The organism is Flagellimonas iocasae, assembly GCF_042682725.1.
GTDB lineage: Bacteria > Bacteroidota > Bacteroidia > Flavobacteriales > Flavobacteriaceae > Flagellimonas > Flagellimonas iocasae.
In genome coordinates this window covers 1,391,128-1,414,091 of the sequence record NZ_JBHUHU010000003.1, presented here as the reverse complement: position 1 = coordinate 1,414,091, position 22,964 = coordinate 1,391,128, and the positions used below count along the sequence as shown (strand labels likewise).

General features: G+C 42.8%; 19 protein-coding genes and 1 tRNA gene. 14 read left to right on the top strand and 6 right to left on the bottom strand.

Annotated elements, in window-relative coordinates:
* Window positions 1-5 precede the first annotated feature (5 nt).
* Both nusA and rimP read right to left on the bottom strand, forming a co-directional pair.
* Window positions 6-1,238: a transcription termination factor NusA gene (gene nusA / locus ACFSJE_RS13510; RefSeq protein WP_379831495.1), complete on the bottom strand. Its 1,233-nt coding sequence runs from the start codon at window positions 1,236-1,238 to the stop codon at window positions 6-8.
* 13 nt (window positions 1,239-1,251) lie between these two features.
* Window positions 1,252-1,713, bottom strand: coding sequence for a ribosome assembly cofactor RimP (gene rimP / locus ACFSJE_RS13505; protein ID WP_379831494.1), 462 nt, complete (start codon window positions 1,711-1,713; stop codon window positions 1,252-1,254).
* 325 nt (window positions 1,714-2,038) lie between these two features.
* Between rimP and ACFSJE_RS13500 the strand changes: the two genes are divergently transcribed.
* The 8 genes from ACFSJE_RS13500 to ACFSJE_RS13465 all read left to right on the top strand — a co-directional run bounded on the left by ACFSJE_RS13500 (window position 2,039) and on the right by ACFSJE_RS13465 (window position 11,273).
* Complete coding sequence (locus tag ACFSJE_RS13500; RefSeq protein WP_379831493.1) at window positions 2,039-5,458, top strand: PA14 domain-containing protein; 3,420 nt, start codon at window positions 2,039-2,041, stop codon at window positions 5,456-5,458.
* A gap of 149 nt (window positions 5,459-5,607) precedes the next feature.
* Window positions 5,608-7,161, top strand: a complete 1,554-nt coding sequence (locus ACFSJE_RS13495; protein WP_379831492.1) for a TlpA family protein disulfide reductase — start codon at window positions 5,608-5,610, stop codon at window positions 7,159-7,161.
* A gap of 97 nt (window positions 7,162-7,258) precedes the next feature.
* Complete coding sequence (locus tag ACFSJE_RS13490) at window positions 7,259-7,972, top strand: D-alanyl-lipoteichoic acid biosynthesis protein DltD (protein ID WP_379831491.1); 714 nt, start codon at window positions 7,259-7,261, stop codon at window positions 7,970-7,972.
* A 73-nt stretch (window positions 7,973-8,045) separates the two neighbouring features.
* Window positions 8,046-8,423, top strand: coding sequence for a nuclear transport factor 2 family protein (locus ACFSJE_RS13485; RefSeq protein WP_379831490.1), 378 nt, complete (start codon window positions 8,046-8,048; stop codon window positions 8,421-8,423).
* Window positions 8,424-8,579: 156 nt separating this feature from the next.
* Window positions 8,580-8,915, top strand: coding sequence for a hypothetical protein (locus ACFSJE_RS13480; RefSeq protein WP_379831489.1), 336 nt, complete (start codon window positions 8,580-8,582; stop codon window positions 8,913-8,915).
* 78 nt (window positions 8,916-8,993) lie between these two features.
* On the top strand, window positions 8,994-9,848 hold the full coding sequence (locus ACFSJE_RS13475; RefSeq protein WP_379831488.1) for an HAEPLYID family protein: 855 nt from the start codon (window positions 8,994-8,996) through the stop codon (window positions 9,846-9,848).
* A gap of 123 nt (window positions 9,849-9,971) precedes the next feature.
* Window positions 9,972-10,379, top strand: a complete 408-nt coding sequence (locus tag ACFSJE_RS13470; RefSeq protein ID WP_379831487.1) for an Rrf2 family transcriptional regulator — start codon at window positions 9,972-9,974, stop codon at window positions 10,377-10,379.
* A 54-nt stretch (window positions 10,380-10,433) separates the two neighbouring features.
* The gene (locus ACFSJE_RS13465; RefSeq protein ID WP_379831486.1) at window positions 10,434-11,273 is read left to right on the top strand and encodes an SDR family oxidoreductase; all 840 of its coding nucleotides are present in this window, start codon (window positions 10,434-10,436) and stop codon (window positions 11,271-11,273) included.
* A gap of 67 nt (window positions 11,274-11,340) precedes the next feature.
* Here the strand turns inward: ACFSJE_RS13465 and ACFSJE_RS13460 are convergent.
* Window positions 11,341-11,412, bottom strand: a tRNA-Gln gene (locus ACFSJE_RS13460).
* 168 nt (window positions 11,413-11,580) lie between these two features.
* On the opposite strand from ACFSJE_RS13460, the gene ACFSJE_RS13455 reads away from it, so the two are divergent.
* On the top strand, window positions 11,581-14,922 hold the full coding sequence (locus ACFSJE_RS13455; RefSeq protein WP_379831485.1) for a glycosyltransferase family 117 protein: 3,342 nt from the start codon (window positions 11,581-11,583) through the stop codon (window positions 14,920-14,922).
* A 24-nt stretch (window positions 14,923-14,946) separates the two neighbouring features.
* On the opposite strand, the gene ACFSJE_RS13450 is transcribed toward ACFSJE_RS13455, so the two are convergent.
* The 3 genes from ACFSJE_RS13450 to ACFSJE_RS13440 form a co-directional block, all read right to left on the bottom strand.
* Complete coding sequence (locus ACFSJE_RS13450; RefSeq protein WP_036382448.1) at window positions 14,947-15,243, bottom strand: thioredoxin family protein; 297 nt, start codon at window positions 15,241-15,243, stop codon at window positions 14,947-14,949.
* An 87-nt stretch (window positions 15,244-15,330) separates the two neighbouring features.
* Complete coding sequence (locus ACFSJE_RS13445; protein WP_379831484.1) at window positions 15,331-16,563, bottom strand: metallophosphoesterase; 1,233 nt, start codon at window positions 16,561-16,563, stop codon at window positions 15,331-15,333.
* Between the two features lie 55 nt (window positions 16,564-16,618).
* Window positions 16,619-17,338: a copper homeostasis protein CutC gene (locus tag ACFSJE_RS13440; protein WP_379831483.1), complete on the bottom strand. Its 720-nt coding sequence runs from the start codon at window positions 17,336-17,338 to the stop codon at window positions 16,619-16,621.
* Window positions 17,339-17,379: 41 nt separating this feature from the next.
* Here ACFSJE_RS13440 and ACFSJE_RS13435 point away from each other — a divergent pair, with 41 nt between their 5' ends.
* From ACFSJE_RS13435 to ACFSJE_RS13415, 5 genes are all read left to right on the top strand, one after another.
* Window positions 17,380-18,378 carry an isoaspartyl peptidase/L-asparaginase family protein gene (locus ACFSJE_RS13435; protein WP_379831482.1) on the top strand — a complete coding sequence of 333 codons (999 nt, stop codon included), beginning with the start codon at window positions 17,380-17,382 and terminating at the stop codon, window positions 18,376-18,378.
* Between the two features lie 140 nt (window positions 18,379-18,518).
* Entirely contained in the window at window positions 18,519-21,353 is a 2,835-nt protein-coding gene (polA, locus tag ACFSJE_RS13430) for a DNA polymerase I (protein WP_379831481.1), read from the top strand.
* A gap of 25 nt (window positions 21,354-21,378) precedes the next feature.
* Window positions 21,379-21,660, top strand: a complete 282-nt coding sequence (locus tag ACFSJE_RS13425) for a thioredoxin family protein (RefSeq protein WP_379831480.1) — start codon at window positions 21,379-21,381, stop codon at window positions 21,658-21,660.
* Between the two features lie 16 nt (window positions 21,661-21,676).
* The gene (locus ACFSJE_RS13420; RefSeq protein WP_379831479.1) at window positions 21,677-22,123 is read left to right on the top strand and encodes a DinB family protein; all 447 of its coding nucleotides are present in this window, start codon (window positions 21,677-21,679) and stop codon (window positions 22,121-22,123) included.
* A 136-nt stretch (window positions 22,124-22,259) separates the two neighbouring features.
* Window positions 22,260-22,853, top strand: a complete 594-nt coding sequence (locus tag ACFSJE_RS13415) for an SET domain-containing protein (RefSeq protein ID WP_379831478.1) — start codon at window positions 22,260-22,262, stop codon at window positions 22,851-22,853.
* Window positions 22,854-22,964: the final 111 nt, after the last annotated feature.

Sequence of the window (22,964 nt, the reverse complement as noted above, 5' to 3'; positions counted from 1 at the left end):
ATAGCTTAATCTTCAAATTCTTCCCTGAGGATGCGAACGACATCTTGAACAGTTTCCTCTTCCAAATCAGTTCGCTTCACCAAGTCACTTACATCTTGTTCCAAAACGCTGCGTGCGGTATCCAATCCAATTTTCTTGAATTCATCGATAACCCAGCTTTCTATTTCATCTGAAAACTCGGTCAATTCCACATCTTCCTCAACGCCTTCACGGAACACATCTATTTCGTAACCAGTCAATTGACCGGCCAATCGAATGTTATGCCCACCTCTACCAATAGCCTTGGAAACTTCCTCTGGCTTTAGGTATACTTGAGCTGTTTTTTTCTCGTCGTTCAGTTTCACGGATGATACCCTTGCAGGGCTCAATGCCCGTGTCACCATCAATTGTGGATTGTTGGTCCAGTTGATGACATCAATGTTTTCATTCCCCAATTCACGGACAATTCCGTGGATACGGGAACCTTTCATACCTACACAAGCTCCTACTGGGTCAATCCTATCATCATAAGAGTCAACAGCCACTTTGGCTTTTTCTCCAGGGATACGAACGGCTTTTTTGATGGTGATCAAACCATCGAACACCTCTGGGATTTCTTGGAAGAACAATTGCTCCAAGAACACAGGTGACGTTCTGGACATGATGATGGTAGGTTTGTTTCCTTTCAATTCCACGCTTTCAATAATCCCTCTAACATTGTCTCCCTTTCGGAAAAAGTCAGATGGAATCTGCTTTTCTTTTGGAAGGATGATCTCATTTCCTTCATCATCCAACAAAATGATGGCCTTGTGGCGGATATGATGCACCTCAGCGGTATAAATCTCACCTTCCAAGTCCTTAAATTGCTTGTAGATGGTGGTGTTATCGTGCTCATGAATCTTGGAAATAAGGTTTTGACGTAGTGCCAAAATCGCCCTTCTTCCCAAATCTATCAATTTTACCTCTTCGGAAACATCTTCCCCAACTTCAAAATCGGGCTCGATTTTTCTAGCCTCGGTAAGGGAAATTTCCTCGTTCGGATCCTCTACCTCACCATCTTCAACCACCACACGGTTCCTCCAAATCTCCAAATCCCCTTTATCTGGGTTAATGATGATATCAAAGTTATCATCAGAACCAAATTTTTTCTTGAGTGCATTTCGGAACACATCCTCCAAAATGGCCATAAGGGTAACCCTGTCAATAAACTTATCGTCCTTAAACTCCGAAAAGGATTCGATGAGCGCTAGGTTTTCCATTTTTGATCTACAATTAAAATTTTAATATCACTTTTGCTTGCTGAATGTCAGAAAATGCAATTTCCTGCTTTTTCTGTACGCTAACTTTTCCTTTACCCACTGGTTTGGGCTCACGGGCCTTCCACTCCAAGGTAATACTATTTTCCGAGGTCTTGACCAGAGTCCCTTCCAACTCTTCGGACACTGTCCTGACCTTTAATTTTCTTCCAATATTCTTGTTGTACTGACGCGGTAAAACCAATGGCGAAGTGGCCCCTGCCGATGTTACTTCCAATGAAAAATCCTCTTCTTCCCGGTCCAGATTGTGCTCAATGGCACGGCTGATGTCCATACAATCCTGAAGATTGACCCCGGAATCACCGTCCAAAATCACTCTGATGTTGTTATCACCACCAACCGTAAAATCTATCAGAAACAAAGATGGATGCTCCTCCAAAGCCTTGTCTAACAGCGACTTCACTTTCTCCTTAAACATAAGAATTCAGTAATAAAAGAGGGGACTCAAGGTCCCCTCATGAATACTTTTTATATCCGTTCAGTGGTGCAAATATACGATAATATATACAGTATCTGCAACCCATGTTCAACAAAACGTATTTTGCCTCACCATTTTAACGTAAAACTGACAAGAGGTGTTCATGCAAAATCCTATAAATTAGTCTTTAAGCCATTATTTATGCACTCCTACTTGTAGGAAACCGTGGGAATTAAAGGCTAAACATCCCTATTCCCCCATTTCACAACAAATATTTTCTATACAGTATACTCAGGCTAGCTTTGTATACAAATCAACACGGAACATGACCTCAACTTTGTTCACGAAGGAAATACAACCCAAAATTTCCAAGGGCCATATGGCACTTTTGGTATTTTTTTTATGGGGAAGTTTCTTTTCTTTCTCACAGACCACGCTTTGGAGTGAAAATTTCACCTATGCCAATAATACACAAAGTGGTACTGCAACAGGACCTTCTGCTTCCAACTGGACAACTGACCGGGGAAATAGTTTGTCTGTTCGAAACAATGCTCTGCGAGGCAGAAACCTAGGAGGTGTAGGGACATGGCAGGTCAATTCCATTGATATCACAGGATATTCCTTTATCAGTTTTTATATGGATACTTGGGCAAATACGCCAAGTGAAATGGATAATGGACAGGATTATTTTAGGGGAGAGTATCGCATTGATGGAGGGTCTTGGCAACAATTCGTAAATGTATCGGGATCAACTTCAAATCCTTTGAACTCTTCTTATACCGTTAATTTATCGACTTCAGGAAACACCACACTAGAAATTAGGGTTCAGATGTACAATAATGATGGTGCGGAACAATATTTTATCGATAACGTTACGGTTTCAGGAGTTTCGGGAATATGTAATGGTGAGGTAGATTTTGAATTCTATGATGGGGTACCCTCAGGAAACACAGTAGATAATATCCCTACTACAGGAGCATTGGGCTCTGGGACATACACTAGTTTTGATGTGAACGCCCTTCAAAACATACAGGATCCTGGCGATACCGATAGCTTCGGTATCAGATATTCCGGATACATCCAAATCGATGCGGCTGGATCATACACCTTTTACACCTCTTCCGATGATGGTTCCAAACTTTATATCGATGGGAGTCAGATTGTAAATAATGACGGAAACCATGGAACCCAAGAGCGGTCCGGTTCAGTTACTTTAACCGCTGGTCTTCACGATATTACAGTACTCTTTTATGAAAATGGAGGAGGTCAAAACCTAACGGTTCAATATCAAGGCCCTTCCATTTCAAAACAAAATATTCCTTTTTCAGTGCTCTATTCCAATTGCGGTGCTACAATCGCGGATTTGGATGGAGACGGTATTGAGGACAGTGTGGATGTTGACGATGACAATGACGGCATCTTGGATGTGGATGAATGCGGAAGCACTGGAGGAAACTATGTGCAGACTGCGACCAATCTTGCCTATTTCAGAAGTCCAGCGAATGCACAAGGATTCCCTGGAACCACATATGCCTACAATTCCACATCTACCTACGAAGGACAATCCGAAATACTATTGCAATTTGCCCAACCGATAACCGTAGGCACTTCAGTGAGTGTATTTTTAGGGGCAGATCCCGCAGTGTCCAGCACCGATATGCAAATACAACGCTCTTCTGCCGCCGGAGGCAGCGATGGTTGGTTGGCCGGTGCCAATGGTACAACTCCGGGCTCAATCCGCGAAGTAACTTTTACCGTGAGCGGAAGTAGTCTTCAATACATTAAAATCATAGCTTGGCAAGTGGGTGCAAGAGTGTACGGCGCCAGTTATGGCGGGGGCATAGATTGCACCACCGTGGATACAGATGGGGACGGCATTCCCAATTATCAAGATTTGGATAGTGATGGGGATGGTATTCCCGACAACGTAGAAGCCCAAACTTCGTTGGGATACACCGCACCATCTGGAACCGATTCTGACAACGATGGTCTGGATAATGCTTATGAAACCGGAGGAATCTCAGCTGTGGACTCAGACGGAGATGGCACTCCCGATTTTCTGGATACGGATAGCGACAATGACGGTACCAATGACACCACCGAAGCAGCCCTCACCCTTTCCGGAACGGATAGCGATGGAGACGGTTTGGACAATAGCATCGACACCACAACCGGTTATGATGACCCAGGAGGTGATATTGACAACCCACTGAACACCACAGGTGGCTCTCGCATGTTACCCGATTCTGATGGAGACGTTGCCTCTGGTGGTGACCTTGACTTTAGGGATGATACCAATGACGGAAACCAACCTCCTTCCATTACGACGACCGGTGACCAACAGTTTTGCCCTGGCGGCACCATTAACATTGTGGAAAGCGTTTCCATTACCGACCCAGATGACACCACTTTGGATGCAGTTTACATTCAGATTACCTCAAACTATAACAATGCCGGGGACCTTTTGACTTTAACGGGAACCCACTCCAACATCACTTCAAGCTGGGACGTTTCCGAAGGAAGATTGACCTTGACCGGTCCTACCACTTTGGTCGAATTTGAAGCAGCTGTGAGTGATGTGGTCTTTCAAACGACTGGGGTGATTACCTCTGGAGACACTCGAACTTTTTCGATTGTTCTCGATGAAGCAAACTATTTGGCCTCAACAGGTCACTATTACGAATATGTTCCCTCACTGGGCATTACTTGGACCAGTGCCCGTGATGCCGCCGCCCTACGAACCTTTTATGGACTGCAAGGGTATTTGGCCACCATTGCTATTCAAGATGAGTCCGACCTTTTGGGTTCACAGGCTCCCGGAGCTGGATGGATTGGTGCCAGTGATGCCGCAACAGAAGGCGATTGGTACTGGGTAACGGGTCCTGAAGCCGGAACCTTTTTCTGGCAGGGAAATGCTGGAGGAACAGCTTTTGGCTATGAATTCTGGAACGGAGGAGAGCCCAACAACAGTGGTGATGAGGATTATGCACACATTACCGCACCAGGCGTAGGTCTACCAGGATCATGGAACGACCTCTCCAACACCGGGGCGGCCAGTGGAGATTATCAACCTAAAGGATATTTGGTAGAATACGGGGGCATGCCCGGAGACCCTTCTTATCCCAACCTTGCGGCCACCACAACCATAACTGTGGACTACACCGACCCAACGGCTACGGCGCCATCGCCAGTAACCGTGTACTGTACTGCGGATATTCCGGCAGCTGATGTTTCACTCATTACCGATGAGGCAGACAATTGTGACCCAAGTCCCACCGTCTCCTTTGTAAGTGATGTTAGTGATGGAGGCAGCAATCCTGAAATCATTACACGTACATACCGAGTAACCGATGCTTCTGGAAACTCTTTGGATGTATACCAGACCATTACCGTAACACCGTTTACCATATCGGCACAACCAACCGACCAAAATGTGATTATTGGCAACAATGGCACTTTCTCCGTGACCACCAATGGCGCAGATACCTATCAATGGGAAGTGAGTACTAATGGCGGAAGCTCATTTTCACCAATTGCAGACGGAGGCGAATACTCTGGCACGCAAACTGCGACGCTCACGGTGATTGGGCCAGATACCGATAAAAACGGGTACATCTATCGGGTACAAGTGTCTTATTCAGGTTCAACCTGTGGAGATTTAACCTCCAGTGAAGCCACCTTAACAACCACTATTGGAACCGTGATCACCAACCGAAGAATTACCTATAGAGTCAATAAAAACTGACCGCTTTAGATAAACAACCAAACCTATACCAATAAGAAGCCCTGCAATTTGAATTTGCGGGGCTTTCTTCTTTCATGTTGTTTTATGTTAAATTTGAAAGGAAGGGAATGTTGTTCCATCTTGATTTCCTTTGATTGTTTGCTATTCAAATGAATTTTATTCGAATCATCTCTTTGAGTCTGTTGGTTGTTCTCATTTCTTCGTGCAAAGAAAAGAGTGAGAGCAGTGAGCCTATAAACACAAAGCCGAATACGATTGTTTTGATTTCAATCAATGCACCTGCAAAATATGTTCATTACATGGAACAGGATAGTCTCGGAAAAACGCCAGTGGATAGCTCGGGTCCATATGCTACTTTAAAAAGCAATGGGTTTACCTATTTGGACTACATGAACAATGTCCAAACTTGGATTCCAAAACCAAATGTCAGCGACACCATTACCATAGAATGTTATTCAGAAAACCTTGAACTATCAACCAATAACTTTTTCACAGCCATAAAACAGACATTTTTGGTCAAAAATGGGGACACGGTGGTTTTTAATTTTAAGGATAATGTCCCAAAAGCAAACATCACGAACAGGAATGTCAACGACATTGAAATCAACTATAATAACTTCAGGCACCAAAAGCTTTTTCAAAACAAATACTCTAGCCATTACTTGGTTTTTGGCAACATGTTCCTCAATGCAAATATTTCAGAATATCCGCAAAAATCATTGGACTATTATGACCAAGCCCAAAAAGATTATGAAAGAGAAATGGCGCTTTTGGATTCTTTGCATTCAACCAACTCAATCTCGGAGGTTAACTATAGCTATAGAAAAGATGCATTGGACATATTGATGGAAAGTCATAAAAAATTAAAGAATATTAAGGCGTGGCTGGCACAACATCAATCTTTACAGAACAATGAAACCATTGAGCCCCCTATTGTGTTCGATTTGTCCCAAACGGACTCTCTACTGAAATTTTCATTCTTCAGGGAATACCTCAACAATATTTCTCAATATGATCTGGAACTGATCAATGAAACCAATACTTCTTCAGGAAGCGCCTATATTGATTTTAGAATTCGTTTTGATTCCATAATTCAAGACAAACGTTTTAACCAAACTGCCAAAAACTATCTTTTATTCAACTCATACCAGGGAATTGGGGATAATTTTAAAGTGAAAGACAAAGAATTGTACTTTAAAAAGTTACAAGAATCCACCACCAATAGAGCCAAACTGAATGAGGTAGTAGAAGAATATAAATTGGATTTTGACACATCAGACCAGCTTATTTTAACCAATATACAAAACGACACCACCACCTTTGCAAGTGTCCTTAAACGCAACCAAGGAAAATGGCTCTATGTTGATTTTTGGGCCAGTTGGTGCGCTCCGTGTTTACGGACCATGCCGGCTTCAAATCAACTTAGAAAAGAATTGGATACAGAAAATATCGCTTTTATTTATTTGGCATTGAACGACACCAAAGTGAATTGGAAAAAAGCGGTGCAAACCTATCAAATCCCTGAAAATCAGAATTATTTTATTGAAAACAGTAATGTCTCAAAAGTGATTGAAGATTTGCACATTAAAACCATCCCACATTATCTTATTTATAATCCCAATGGAGAGTTGGTAAATGGATATGCGAACAGACCCGGAAAAGGAGCCAAAGAACAACTGCAAAAATTAATCTCCGATTTATAATGACTGAAACATGATCATAATTTCCAATCATGTAACTTTAATTCTGCGATTGAGGAATTCAAAACCATAAGCCATCATCGCAATCAACCACTGACCCATGACAAAGAAAAGATTAGTAGTACTTAATATTATCCTTTTGATCGGGTTGATTCTAATCTCTATCAAAGAAAATTATCCTTCTAGGATTTTAAGAAAGTTCAAGACTGAGGAAGTTAAAGATATACCCTATTCCAATAATTGGAGATATAAACAAGAAATGTCTCTTTACCCCTATTACAAAAAGAAGGGTACTATTGTAATGCTGGGGAATTCAATTACCTATCGCGTGGACTGGAATGAGTTGCTAAACAGGTCCGATGTGATCAACAGGGGAGTTGGAAGCGATATAACAAAAGGAATGTTGGAAAGACTACCACACGTAATAAACACGTCTCCACAGTTGTGTTTCGTTATGGGGGGAGTAAATGATTTAAATGCTGGAGGACCCATCGACACCATTGTGTCCAATCTGGAAAAAATAGCAGCTGTTCTGAAGCAAAATGAAGTGAAGCCAGTAATTTTTTCAATTCTTCATGTTTCTGATACCTACCAGGACTATGCTGAGTTTAATAAAAAAGTTAAGCAGACAAATGAAGCCATAAAAAAAATGTGTGCTGACCATAACATTGAATTTGTCGACCTGAATCGGTCACTTTCTGAGAATGAAATGCTAAAAACAGAGTATTCATTTGATGGAATACACCTAACTGGACTTGGATACAGCAAGTGGCGAGATGCGATTTTACCCATAATTGAACGAGAAATAGAATAGCAATGATTACAAAAAATTCAAGAGTTATACTTCCAATTGGGCCAGCTTGGTTAAACTATAAAGCTTTCATCATATGAAACTCAACATCAAACCAGATTGTGGAAACTCCCCTAAAAGGGAATTCGTGAAAAACCTGACCATCCTTTTTGCTTCCTATGAATTGGAGAAAGCCATGGAATACATGGATGATGCCGTTATTTGGACCCTGGTTGGAGACAAACCCATTATGGGCAAGAAGGAATTTAAAGCCGAGTTGGAAAAAATGAGAGAAAACAAAGCCACTGAACTTACAATACATGGCATTATCACCCATGGAAAGGAGGCGGCCATCAACGGCGAGATGAAAATGACCGATGGGACAGTCTTCGGATTTTCTGATTTCTATGAGTTTACCAGTGCCAAAGGTTCCAAAGTCAAAGCGATTACTTCTTATGTTGTTCAGAAAAAGTGAAAATCAGTTTCATACCACATGCTCACTTTAGTGTAAATCCCGCTTGGAAGAATGTAAAACGTTAACAGCATAGGAAAAACCTGAAAAGAGCCTTAGTTTTGAACCGTGATTGGCAAAATAAGAAATAGCAACTTCACCAAATACTTTTGGGGCCTTATGGGGCTATTCCTGCTGAACATCAGTGTGGATTCTGTGGACCCCAACCCTGATTACATTCCCGAGGACCTATCGTTCAACGACCAGGAAAGCATCATTGAAATTGTAGTTGAAAAAATCTTGGGCTTCGAGAATGCGTTTGAGGAATACGATGACCCCGACAGTGAAGACCACAACAAAAAGAACAATGTAAAAGTCAATTTGTTGGTCCTATTTTACACCAACTACAAAGCTCCTCATCTTCTGGCACTGCAAAATTCAAGACATTTTCCAGATCATGGTGCCTGTTTAACTAGCGGTTTTGGAGAAATAGACAGTCCCCCTCCCAAAATTTGATTTGTTTTTTCCGTACTACCGACTCCTATGACCTTTTGAACATAGGGGAGCTTATTAATGTTTTAAAAACAAATCAAAATGAATATCAAAAAATTAGCGATGCCAATCTTGCTATTGGCATCATCAACATATACCTATGCCCAAATCACAAAATCACAAAAAGACAGCCTTTACATTCAACAGGTGGAAGACTACAAAGAACCCGCCAAGGTTTTGCATGCCGAACCCCTTTATATCGATTTGATTCGAGATCTTGGAGCCAGAAAAGGCGAACGAGAATGGAACTTGGGTCTGGGGCTCACGGACAACCTCCGCTTTGATTCCTATGAAGCCTTGATTGAGTACGAATGGGCCCCAGCGGACCGATTGGGACTTGAAGTGGAGCTGCCGTTCACATTCTACTCACCCGTCAATGGAACGGAACGGGATTCCATTCCCTCCAACCAATTGAATAGCATAAAAGTTGCTGCGCAATGGTCCTTTTTTGTGAGTGAACCCATGGCCACTTCCATGGCCGTTGGATACATAAATGAATTTGAATTGTCCGATTTCAGGAATTTTGGTGATCCATTCATACGAGGAAATGTATACAATCCATTCTTGGTCGTGGCCAAACGCTGGGGAAACAACTTTCATTCCCTGATTTATACAGGACCAATGATTGAACAGAATTTCAGCACCCATAAATTTCATACTACGTATGATATCAATACAAGTTTCCATTACATGATCACGGGAACTCGGAATTTCATCGGGATTGAGTTCAACAAAACTTTCGATAGCGGAGACTTTGACATGACTGTTCGTCCGCAGATGCGATTGGGAATTGTGGACAACCTCATGATCGGTATTGTGGGTGGAATTCCTGTGAGCAGGGAAAACCAGCGTTTAAGTTCCTTTATTCGACTTATTTGGGAACCCAAGCACAAATAACAATTGCAAAATTAATGGGCGGGAATGCGGTTCCCGCCCTACCCTAATCAAAAATAATTTAACAACATTTTAATGTAACATTTTTTGTTACATTATAATACGTGTCGTAGTTTTGCCCTGATTATGAACAACACACGTTTTGCAACAGCGCTTCACATCTTAACCCTTCTTGCGGATAGCAAGGATGAGTGGTTGAGCTCGGAATGGATTGCTGGAAGCATTAACATTAACCCCGTTGTTGTTCGAAAGGAACTCAGCGTATTGAATGAAGCTGGACTTGTAATCAGCCGAAAAGGAAAAACCGGGGGTACAACCCTCGCCAAAAGCAGTAGGGATATTACGTTGGATATGATTTATCTGGCCGTTAAAAATTCAGATGTGCTTGGCAAACGAAACAAAACAAACCCAAAATGCCCTATTGGTAAGGACATCAATCTAAAACTGGATGGCTTGTTCACCAAAATTGACCAGTCTGTAGTTGATGAACTAAAAGGAAAAACATTGGAAGGTTTTGTAGCGGAGTTTCACTAATATTTTTTTATTCAATTATGTAACAATTTTTATTACAATTTAATTTATACCATCATGAAAATAGGAATTACCGGTGCAACCGGACAATTGGGAAATTTGGTTTTGGAGCAACTATCAAAAAGAGCAGCTGCAAGCAACGTAGTGGCCCTGGTTCGCTCACCCCAAAAAGTGGAAGGCTTTGAAGCTAGAGCGTTCGATTATGAAAAACGGGAAGGTTTAGCCGAAGCCTTAAAAGGCATCGACACCCTTTTATTGATTTCAGGAAATGAAATTGGAAAACGGGCCACTCAGCATGAAAACGTCATCAATGCCGCCAAAGAAGCCGGCGTACAACGTATTGTTTACACCAGCTTGCTGAAAGCGGATACTTCAACCCTAAACTTAGCTGGGGAGCATCTTGCTACAGAAAAATTATTGAAAGACTCAGGCATCACCTATACCATTCTACGCAATGGCTGGTACACAGAAAACTACACAGGTTCAATCCCCGGCGCAGTGGGTGCAGGAGCTTTTGTGGGTAGTGCCGGAAATGGCAAAATCTCTTCTGCCGCCAGAAACGACTATGCCGAAGCTGCAGCTGTTGTTTTGACCAAAGAGGGTCATGAAAACAAGGTTTATGAGCTTTCAGGAGATGAATCTTATACGTTGGAGACATTGGCCGAAGAAATATCAAAACAAACTGGTAAAACCATTCCTTATCAAAATCTACCGGAGGAGCAATATTCCAAAATTTTGAAAGGGCTTGGCTTACCCGATGTTTTTGCAGAAGGAATTGCCAGCTGGGATGTAAGTGCATCCAGAGGTGACTTGTACGATGAAGGCAAAACCCTATCAAAGCTGATTGGTCGCTCCACCACCACACTTTCCGAATCGGTAAAAGGAGCCTTGGGGTAACCGAAGAAAAAGTAAGTCATTAAATAAAAAACAAACCCCTTAGATCAATGATCTAAGGGGTTTTCTGTTGGCCTACAAGGACTCGAACCTTGAACGACTGAACCAAAATCAGCTGTGTTACCAATTACACCATAGGCCAGTACCACATTTGAGCGTGCAAATTTATAACAAACTTTGGTTTCAACAAATATTTTAGCAAGATTACACGCTAATTTTATATCCCATACTGTTAAAGCTTTTTCAAAAAGGGGTAACCTTCTCTCTTATATTTACTAAATTCGCCACAACTTGGTTAACCACCATCTCTATGTTTGCAAAAGACTTCAAAAAATGGGATACCATCCTAGGGTGGATTTCCTTCGCCATAGCCTTTATTGTTTATGCCATAACCGTTGAACCCACAGGAAGTTTTTGGGATGCGGGAGAATACATTTCCACCTCGGCAAAGTTGCAGGTTGGACACCCACCAGGAGCCCCTCTTTTACAAATGATCGGCGCCTTTTTTGCCATGTTCGCCTTTGGCGACCCATCCAAAATAGCGCTCATGGTCAATGCCGTTTCCGTGGTCTCCAGTGCTTTTGCCGTTCTGTTCACGTTTTGGACCATCACCAATTTGGTTCAAAAAATGATTGCCAAAGACAAACCTATCACTAATAGCAAGGCCATCGCTATTTTTGGAAGTGGTATGGTCGGTGCACTGGCCTTCACTTTTTCGGATAGTTTTTGGTTCAATGCTGTGGAGACCGAAGTGTATGCCATGGCCAGTTTAATCATGGCCCTATTGCTCTGGCTGGGCTTAAAATGGACGGACAATCTGGACGACCCCAGGGGACACCGTTGGCTATTATTGATCTGCTTTTTGGTAGGACTCACCTTCGGAATTCAGTTTATGGGCTTTTTGGCCATCCCATCCATCGGATTGCTGTACTATTTCAAAAAATACAAGGAAACATCAGTAAAGAATTTCCTTTTGGCCAACATCATTGTAGTGGCCATTTTAATGTTGGTCTATAAATTTTCTCTTACCTACGTACTGGAACTTTTTGGTTGGGCTGAGGTATTTTTCATCAATGAAATTGGGTTGCCCTTCAACTCGGGAACCATCATCATGGGCCTACTCTTTATTGCGGCCTTTTATTTTGGACTTCGGTACACCCGAAAAAACAATTACTATTCAGGAAACACCATTGTACTTTGTATGATGTTCGTTTTTCTCGGTTTCTCTTCATGGTTGATGCTCCCTATCCGAGCCAATGCGAAAACCGTCGTAAATGAAAACAACCCTGCTGATGCGCGGGCTCTTTTGGCCTATTACAATCGTGAGCAATATCCTGGAGTGGAAAGTCCGGTATACGGTGCTTACTACTCAAACACCTTTGCCCCTGCCGGTGAGGACAAGGATGATAGCCCTAAATATGAAAAAGACTTGGCTTTGGGCAAATATGTCATTGTGAACCACTACGAAAATGCGGTACCGGGAGCCAATGCAAAGCACGTAGGGTTGCTACCCAGAATGTGGAGCGAACAACATTCCGAGAATTACATGCGCTATTTTGGAGCTCTTGATTTTCGGATAAAGTCCGAATACATCTCCAACAATGAGCTTCGGGAAGCCGTTGCACAGTTTAAAACCGCCTATTCCCAAGGCGAGGTGGACACGGACCAATACATAAATTTTCTTCGAAAATTTGATGAATATATTGAAGTGGAGCCACCAACACTTTGGCAAAATGTAAAGTACCTGTTTGAATTTCAATTTGGGTATATGTACATGCGATACTTCATGTGGAACTTTGTTGGCCGTCAAAACGATGTTCAAGGAAGGTACGATGAAAACGGACATTGGCTCAGCGGAATTGGTTTTATGGATAGCCTTAGATTGGGCAGCCAAAAAAATCTTCCCAGCGATTGGGAGAACAATAAAGGCCGGAACACCTATTTCTTCCTGCCATTGCTTTTGGGAATCATTGGGATAGTCTTTCAGATTTCCAAAAACCCCAAGCACTTTTGGGTACTGTTGGTATTTTTTCTGTTTACCGGACTCGCGATTCAGTTTTACACCAACCCCTACATCTTTCAACCGAGGGAAAGGGATTATTCGCTGGTGGGATCGTTCTACGTTTTCTGTATTTGGATAGGAATTGGGGTCTATGGACTTTTCGATGAATTCCGAAAAATTGTTGCCTCAAAAATTGCAGCTCCGGTGATTTCGGTAATCTGCCTCTTGGCCGTTCCTTTTCTGATGGGCTTTCAAAACTGGGACGACCATGATCGTTCTAACCGGTACACGGCACCATCCACAGCAAAAGCTTACTTGGATTCGTGTCAGGAAGACGTTGGCGCCATTTTGTTCACCATTGGGGACAATGACACCTTCCCCTTATGGTATGCGCAGGAAATTGAGCAATACCGCACCGATATCCGAATCATTAACACCAGTCTGTTCGCCACGGATTGGTACATAGACCAAATGAAGCGAAAGGCTTACGAAAGTGATGCCATCCCTTCCCAACTCACCCATGACAAATACCGTTATGGTACTCGGGACGCCATTTACTACAGAGGAGGTATTACTGATAGTCGTTGGACCATTCAAGATTTTGTCAATTGGGTAGGGAGCGATAAACCTCAGACCAAGTTTGGGCATATCTTGGAAAATCAAGGAGCCGATATCAGTGAATATCCACAAAGTACCTTGGACATCATTTATTATCCCACCAACAAAATCCGTATTCCTGTCAATAAAAAGAATGTACTGGAAAGCGGATTGGTAAAGGAAAAAGATTCCGCTTTGATTGTGGATTATATCGACATAGATCTTCCCAAGAGCGTTTTGCCGAAGAACAGGATTTTAATGTTGGACATGATTGCCAATAATGATTGGAAACGTCCCATCTATTTTTCCGGAGGAAGTTTTGACAGCGCCGAATACATTTGGATGAAGGATTATCTCCAACTGGATGGATTGGCCTATAAATTGGTCCCTATCCGCACAGAGAACCGAAATTCCTTTGAAATGGGTCGTATTGACACTGATTTGATGTACGACATCGTAAAAGGATGGGATTGGGGCAATTCTGGAAGTGAGGACATTTACCACGATCCCCAGACCCGCTCGCAAGGTCTTTCGTTCCGTAGCAATCTAGCACGATTGATGGAGCAATTGATCAATGAAAACAAGATTGACAAGGCCAAGGATGTCATTGATATTGCCATGACCAATATGCCTGTGGACTACTACGGATTCTACGCTTTCGTGGAACCTTTTGTAGATGGCTATTACAAAGTGGGAGAAACCGAAAAGGCCCATGCTTTGTATGAAAAACTTAAGAAAGTCTACCAAGAGCATTTGGAGTATTATTCCAGTGCCCCATTGGATGAACAATATGAAAAGATAGACGATATCTTAGCCGACATGCAAGCCTACCGCAGAAATATTGACATCCTCATAGAAAACAAAGACAGGGACTTGGCAGAATCCGAGACCTTGATTTTCAATGAGTATATTGATAAATTCTCACAATTTGTTGGAGAAGAGGAGGACGGTTTGGATGATATTCCAGAACCTAATCCAGATTTGGAAGACTCCATTCCTTTGGACACGACCGAAGCTGCTCAGGACAATGCCCAAATAGAAACAGAGCCATAAAAAAAGCGAGGTGAAAACCTCGCTTTAAATATATTCGTTTAAGATGCCGATCAGCGTATTGGCGTCTTGTTCGCCGCTCTGTCGCCAGACCATTTCACCTTTCTTATAAATCATTAGTGTGGGCAATCCTTTAATACGAAGTGCTTGGGAAAGCTCTTTGTTCTTATCCACATCTATTTTTATCACTTTTCCCTTATCGCCGAGAGCCGCAGCAACGTCACGCAAAACAGGGTGCATTGAGGTGGACTGTTCGTTCCACTCTGCATAAAAGTCCAACAAAACAGGGACTTTTAAATCTATAAGTTCACCAAACTTAGACATGTATTCTCTGGTTTACAGCCAAAAGTAAGAAAAATTGTTAAAGTTTTACATCAAGCCAACGCTTTACGATATTGAGTCTCGTTAAATTCACGTTAAACCTTTCTTCTTTAATGTAATCACGGAGATTTCGGGCCAGATTCCAAAACGACCCGGGTAACCGATAAATCCAAACCCACGGTTCACATTGATGAACTGATCTAATTCCTTATAAATTCCAGCCCAGTATTTGTAGCGCCATTTGGCCGGGCTCCATTTTACCCATCCGGGAATCTCTACGCCAAACTGCATTCCATGGGTATGTCCACTCAAAGTCAGGTGAAAATGGTAATCATCCTGCAGCACCACATCTTCCCAATGTGAAGGGTCATGGCTCAACAAAATTTTAAAGTCGTCTTTATGTATCCCTTCCTTGGCTTTTCCGAGGTCTCCCGCCTTTTTAAATCCGCCACGTCCCCAGTTCTCTACCCCAAGCAAAGCTATTTTTTGACCATCTTTTTCCAAATAGCGATTGGTGTTCAACATGAGGTCGAAGCCCATATCGCGTTGAAGGTTCTTCAGGTCTTCCAAGTTCTGGGCCTTAGCCTCTTCAGTTGGCCATGAAGCATAATCTCCATAATCGTGGTTACCCAAGATTGAAAATTTTCCGTCTTTGGCCTCCAAACGGGAAAAAACATCTTTCCAAGGGTGCATCTCATCCGATTTGTTATTGACCAAATCCCCAGTAAAGAAAATTACATCACTTTGTTGTTCGTTGATCAGGTCAACCCCGTACGATACCTTATTATAGTCGTCAAAGCTTCCACTGTGTACATCGGAAATCTGGGTAATCTGATAGTTGTGAAAAGCATCGGGTAGGTCATCAAACTCCAACTCATACTTCAGCACCTGATAATTGTATTTACCACGGTACATGCCATACAACATGGCCCCAAATGGCAAACTAGCCAATCCAAGTGCCAATGCACTGATGAATTTTCTACGAGAAGGAAAGTGTGTAGCTTCTTCGCTGGACCAGGTAGCTATCTTGTTATAGCCAAACCCCAAAAGGCGAATCAAATCTTCCAATAACAGAAAGAAACCCAATACTAAAGCCAACATAAAAAATGCTGCGAAAATTCCACCAGCAACGGCCACAGTCCCCCTAAAACCATCATTGGCCTGCAAGGTCATTACTTTGACAACCAGAAAAACAAGTGCGCCTAAAAAGAGGATACCATAGGCCCAATGCATCCATGGACTTCGGAATAAGGTTCTAAAAGCTTGGAACCCATAGATGGCCAAAACCGAATACAAGATTCCTAAAATGATAAGACGAGACATGCAATTTCTTTTTGCAAAATTATCGCTAATCTTCTAAAAAGTAGGGTTTTTGGATTTATTTAACGGCCTGCACCACACTTTGAACCAACAACGTATTGGTGATTCCCACCTGATGTTCCACCAAATGTTTGGTAGAATTCATGCTGATTTTCCCCTTGATGTCAACCGGATTTCCAAAGGTAGTTCCCGATAAATGCAGCGCCTTGAGTCCAGCTTCTTTAAAGATCCTGGCATTATCGAGATTGATACCGCCCCCAGCCATTAGCGTTATGGAAGTCTGCTCTTGCCATTTTTTCAGTCTTTCAATGGCATCCGCCGCTGATGGATTTCCTCCCGAAGTTAAAATAGTTGCTACACCCAGTGTTTCAAGCACTTCAAAACTTGTAATTGGGTCCTCCACCCAATCAAAAGCGCGATGAAACGTAAAATGCATCGGCTTTGACAATTCTACCAACTCACGGGTTCCTTCCACATCCACAGAAAAATCATTGTGCAACATTCCTGAAACTATCCCATCTACCCCCATCTGTTTACACGCCAAAATATCGGCCTTCATCACTTCAAACTCTGAAATGGAATAATGAAAATGTCCACTACGTGGACGAATAAGCACATGAACTGGAATATTCAATCGCTCTTTCACCAATTGTATCAACCCCATGGAAGGTGTTATGCCCCCTACTCCCAACTCGGAACAAAGTTCTATCCGGTCTGCACCCGCACTTTGGGCATTCAATGCCGATTCCAAGGAATTGGCACAAACTTCTACAAGCATATTGCTATATTTATCACCCTTAAAAGTAAACATCCCTTTCCATGAAGCGACGCAAATTCCTTAAAAATTCCAGCCTAACCACCGTTGGAATTGTATCAGCCTCTGCCCTAGCCTCTTGCAAGACAGAAAACAAAACAGAAGAAAATACGTTGGCCCCAACTTCTTCAGAAACCATTAAACCCATTGTGGTCTGTACCTGGAATTTCCATAATGCCACCAGCAAGGCATGGGAAGTATTGAGTAAAGGGGGTAATGCATTGGATGCCGTGGAACAAGGCGTTATGGTGGAAGAAGCGGACGAAACCAACGAAACCGTAGGCAAGGGCGGTCGGCCAGACCGTGACGGAAATGTCACCTTGGATGCCTGCATCATGGACAAAGATGGCAATTGCGGTTCCGTGGTCTACCTTCAAAATATTGTGCATCCCGTTTCCGTAGCACGCAAGGTGATGGAAGAAACCCCACACATTATTTTGGCTGGTAAGGGAGCTGAAAAATTTGCGTACGAACAAGGTTTTGAAAAAGAAGACCTCTTAACGGAGAGCACTCGAAAACAATACCAAGAGTGGTTGAAAACCTCAAAGTACGAGACTACCATCAATATAGAAAACCACGATACCATCGGAATGTTGGCCATAGATGCCAATGGCGATATTTCTGGAGCTTGCACTACCAGTGGTATGGCCTACAAAGTCGTGGGTCGTGTTGGGGACTCCCCAATTATTGGAGCGGGGTTGTATGTGGATAATGAAGTGGGTGGAGCAACCGCCACCGGGGTGGGCGAAGAGGTCATCCGTACCGTGGGAAGTTTTCTGATTGTGGAATTAATGCGACAAGGAAAAAGTCCACAAGAAGCCTGTGAAGAAGGCGTAAAACGCATCATGAAGAAAAATGAAGGTCGGGAAGATTTCCAAATCGGTTTTTTGGCCATCAATAAGAATGGGGAAACCGGCGGGTACTGTGTACATCCCGGATTTACCTACCGCGAATACAGCGAAAAAGGCCATGAAAACCGACAAGTGAAAAGTTTTTACAGTTAGAACCAAGAACAAGAATGTCTTGACCCTTGACTCTTGATTCTTGAACCTGAACTTGATTCTTTTTGCCCTGCAATTCGTACTTTTAAATCCTGCCCATTGAAAACTGTTAATTGATAATTGTTAATTGCTAACTGAACAACATGTCTGAACAAAAACGCCTTTTTCTCCTTGATGCTTACGCTTTGATTTTCCGCGGGTACTATGCCCTCATCAAGAATCCACGAATCAATTCCAAAGGAATGGACACTTCCGCCATCATGGGGTTCATGAATTCCCTTTTTGATGTCATCAAGCGGGAACAGCCCGACCATTTAGCCGTAGCATTTGACAAAGGGGGTAGTGTGGAGCGTACTGAACTTTTTGAAGACTATAAAGCCAATCGGGATGAAACACCAGATGCCATCCGCATTGCCGTTCCGTATATTCAAGATATTCTCAAAGCCATGAAAATTCCCGTAGTGGAGCTGGCCGGTTATGAGGCCGATGACCTTATCGGTACCTTGGCCAAACAGGCCGAAAAAGAAAACTACAAAGTGTTCATGGTGACCCCTGACAAGGATTTCGGGCAATTGGTTTCAGAAAATATTTTCATGTACCGTCCCGCTCGATTGGGCAACGGTATCGAGATTTGGGGCATTCCCGAAGTGCAAAAACGCTTTGGAGTGGAACGTCCAGAGCAGGTCATAGACTATCTGGGAATGATGGGCGATGCTAGTGATAATATTCCCGGTTTACCTGGTGTAGGAGATAAAACCGCTAAAAAGTTTCTGGAGGATTTTGGTTCATTGGAAGGATTGCTGAGCAATACGGACAAGCTGAAAGGCAAAATGAAGGAAAAAGTGGAAGAAAATGCCGAGTTGGGTCGACTTTCACGTCAATTGGCCGAGATCAAAATTGACTGTGATGTACAATTCCATGCCGAAGACTATGAAATGTGCCCACCCGATGCCGAGAAAGTCCAAGAAATCTTTGAGGAACTCGAATTTCGAAGGTTGAAGGAACAGTTCATTAAGTTGTTTTCCGGTGAAGCGGAACCCAGCACCCCAGTGACGAGTACTGAAACCGCCAAGCAAGAGGCCAAAGTTGCCGGAAGTGGGCAGTTTACCCTTTTTGGGGGCGACCCTACCGAAGCTGCCGCGACGATAAAAGATATGAGTGGCCGAAAAACGATTGCCGATGTCCAGCATTTTTATCAAACAGTGCAAGCTGGCTTTGCCATGGAGCTCTTTTTGGAAAATTTGATGAAGCAGACCTCAGTTTGTTTTGATACGGAGACCACCTCCATCAACCCATTGGAAGCCGAATTGGTCGGTATTGCGTTCAGTTGGGAAGCAGGAAAGGGATTTTACGTGCCCTTCCCCGAAACAAAAAACGATGCCATGCCCCTTATTGAAAAGCTACGCCCCTTCTTTGAGGCGGAAAACATCGAAAAAATTGGGCAAAATCTCAAGTATGACATCAAAGTGATGGCCAATTACGGCGTAGAGGTCAAAGGCAAGCTATTTGACACCATGCTGGCCCATTACCTCATCAATCCCGATATGCGCCACAATATGGACGTGCTTTCGGAAATCTACCTCAATTACACCCCGGTTTCCATTACGGAACTTATCGGCAAAAAAGGAAAGAACCAATTGAACATGCGGCAGGTTCCTGTAGAAAAACAAACGGAATATGCCGTGGAGGATGCTGATGTCACCTTTCAGTTGGCGCAGCATTTTGCTCCGGAACTCAAAGAAACCCATACCGACAAACTGTTTGAGGAAATTGAGGTTCCCCTACTCCGGGTACTCGCCGATATGGAACGGGAGGGCATCAATTTGGATGAGGATTTCCTAAAGGACCTCTCCACCGCTCTGGATAAGGACATCAAAGACTTGGAACAAAAAATTTACGAGCAGGCTGGGGAAGAATTCAACATTGCCTCACCCAAACAATTGGGCGATATCCTTTTTGAAAAATTGAAATTGGTGGACAAGCCAAAAAAAACAAAAACAGGTCAATATTCTACGGCAGAAGACGTGCTTTCTTATTTGGCCAAGGACCACGAGATCATTCAAAATGTGTTGGATTACCGCGGACTTTCCAAATTGAAGAGCACTTATGTGGATGCCTTGCCGAACGAGGTACAAAAACACAGCGGTCGGGTGCATACGGATTACATGCAAACCGTAGCCGCCACTGGCCGATTGAGCAGTAACAATCCCAACCTTCAGAACATTCCCATCCGAACCGAGCGCGGTCGGCAAGTGCGAAAGGCCTTTATTCCTCGGGATGAAAACTACGTGTTGCTCGCTGCGGATTACTCCCAGATAGAATTGCGCATTATTGCGGCTTTGAGTGAGGAAGATACCATGATTTCCGCTTTTAAACATGGGGAGGACATTCACGCTTCCACAGCCTCCAAGGTATTCAATGTACCGATTGAGGAGGTGACACGTGAACAACGTAGCAATGCCAAAACGGTGAATTTTGGGATTATTTATGGGGTATCAGCCTTTGGATTGAGCAACCAAACAGATTTGAGTCGTACCGAGGCAAAGGACCTTATCGACACCTATTACAAAACCTATCCCAAACTGCGGAATTACATCAGTGAGCAAATCGATTTTGCCCGAGACCATGGCTATGTACAGACCATTTTGGGACGTCGTCGCTATTTAAAGGATATCAATGCAGGGAACCAGGTGGTGCGTGGAGCTGCAGAGCGAAACGCCGTGAACGCCCCCATCCAGGGAAGTGCTGCGGACATCATCAAGATTGCGATGATCAACATCCACAAAAAGCTTTCCGAAGGAAAATACAAGACCAAGATGCTCTTGCAGGTACATGATGAATTGGTGTTCGATTGCTACAAACCCGAGTTGGAGGAAATGAAAAAACTCATTAAATCTGAAATGGAAAACGCCTACAAACTTTCCGTCCCCTTGGATGTGGAAGTGGGTATTGGCGAAAATTGGTTGGAGGCGCATTAGTAATATTCACGGCATACTTCCAAAAATGGAAACACAAGACATTGAACTCCTGTTTTTTACCAGTAAAACCTGCGGGGTCTGCAAGGTGCTCAAACCAAAGTTACTTGAGGCTGTTCAGGAAAATTTTTCAAAAGTCAACATTCGGGTGGTGTATGTGGAGGAGGAAGTGGAATTTACAGGACAATCCATGGTTTTCACCCTTCCGGTAGTCATAATAAAGCAAGGCGATAAGGAAATGTACCGCTTTGCCCGAAGTTTTTCAGTTTATGAAATTTTAGAAAAACTTAAGCGACTGAGTCAATTATAACTTAAAGATATGTACAATGACCATTACCGCATTACAATCACTCTTTAAAAGAGATTTGGAAAAGCTGAAAAATGAAGTGCAACTGTATACTTCGGAAGAAAATCTTTGGCGAACCGAGAAATCCATTACCAATTCAGCTGGTAATTTATGCTTGCATATCATAGGGAACCTCAACGCCTTTATTGGTGTTGGACTGGCAAAGACCGACTATGTGAGACAACGGGATTTGGAGTTTTCTGCGACAAACATTCCCAGGCAAACACTCATAAACCAACTTGAAGAGACTATTTTAACCGTTGAGAAGGGACTTACCAATTTAACTGAGGAACAATTGGCTGATGATTTCCCCATCCAAATTTGGGACAAACCCACGGAAATGGGATACACTTTGATTCATTTGGTTACCCATCTCAATTATCATCTTGGGCAAGTGAACTACCACAGAAGATTGCTTGATAGCTAATTCAGATATTCCTTATTTCAACTAACTGATATACAACAACTTTAATCGTTGCATCAGCACTATTGTGTACCTCTAAAATTTCCATCAACGGATTGAACTATTTTATACCTTCAATTAAAAATTCAATAGGTATAGAATGATTCATCCCGATACAGAATTACGTTTTATCAGCAATGAAATTGGCTACGGTGTAGTCGCTACCAAGTTTATTCCCGCAGGCACCATTACCTGGGTACTGGACCAGTTGGACCGTGAGTTCACCCCTTTGGAACTGCAACAAATGGACCCCACCTACCAAAACATTTTGGACACCTACACCTTTCGGAACAATAAGGGAAATTACATCCTTTGTTGGGACAATGGCCGGTATGTGAACCACAGTTTCAACTCCAATTGCCTTACCACTGCCTACGATTTTGAAATTGCCATTCGTGACATCCAGCCAGGGGAACAGTTGACGGATGATTACGGTTACCTCAATATTCCGCTGCCCTTTAGGGCAGCTGATGAGGGCACCCGAAGAAAAATTGTATATCCAGATGACCTCCAGAAATATTATAAGGTTTGGGACAAAAAAATTGAAAAGGTCTTTGGAAACATTACCAAATTGCAGCAACCGCTACGACCTTTGCTCACAGAATGGTTATGGAATAGGGTTGAGGGCATTATTGCAGGAAAAGAGGAATTGGAATCCATTCTCTCCAATTTTTACGACGAAAACAATGTATAAACTTGCAAATCAGAGCTCTTTTGAACAGTCCATCGCAATAAAATAACGGTTCGGCTATTTGTACATATCAATCTCAGGTTGAAATACTAGTTTTGGTTTAGAACCACAACC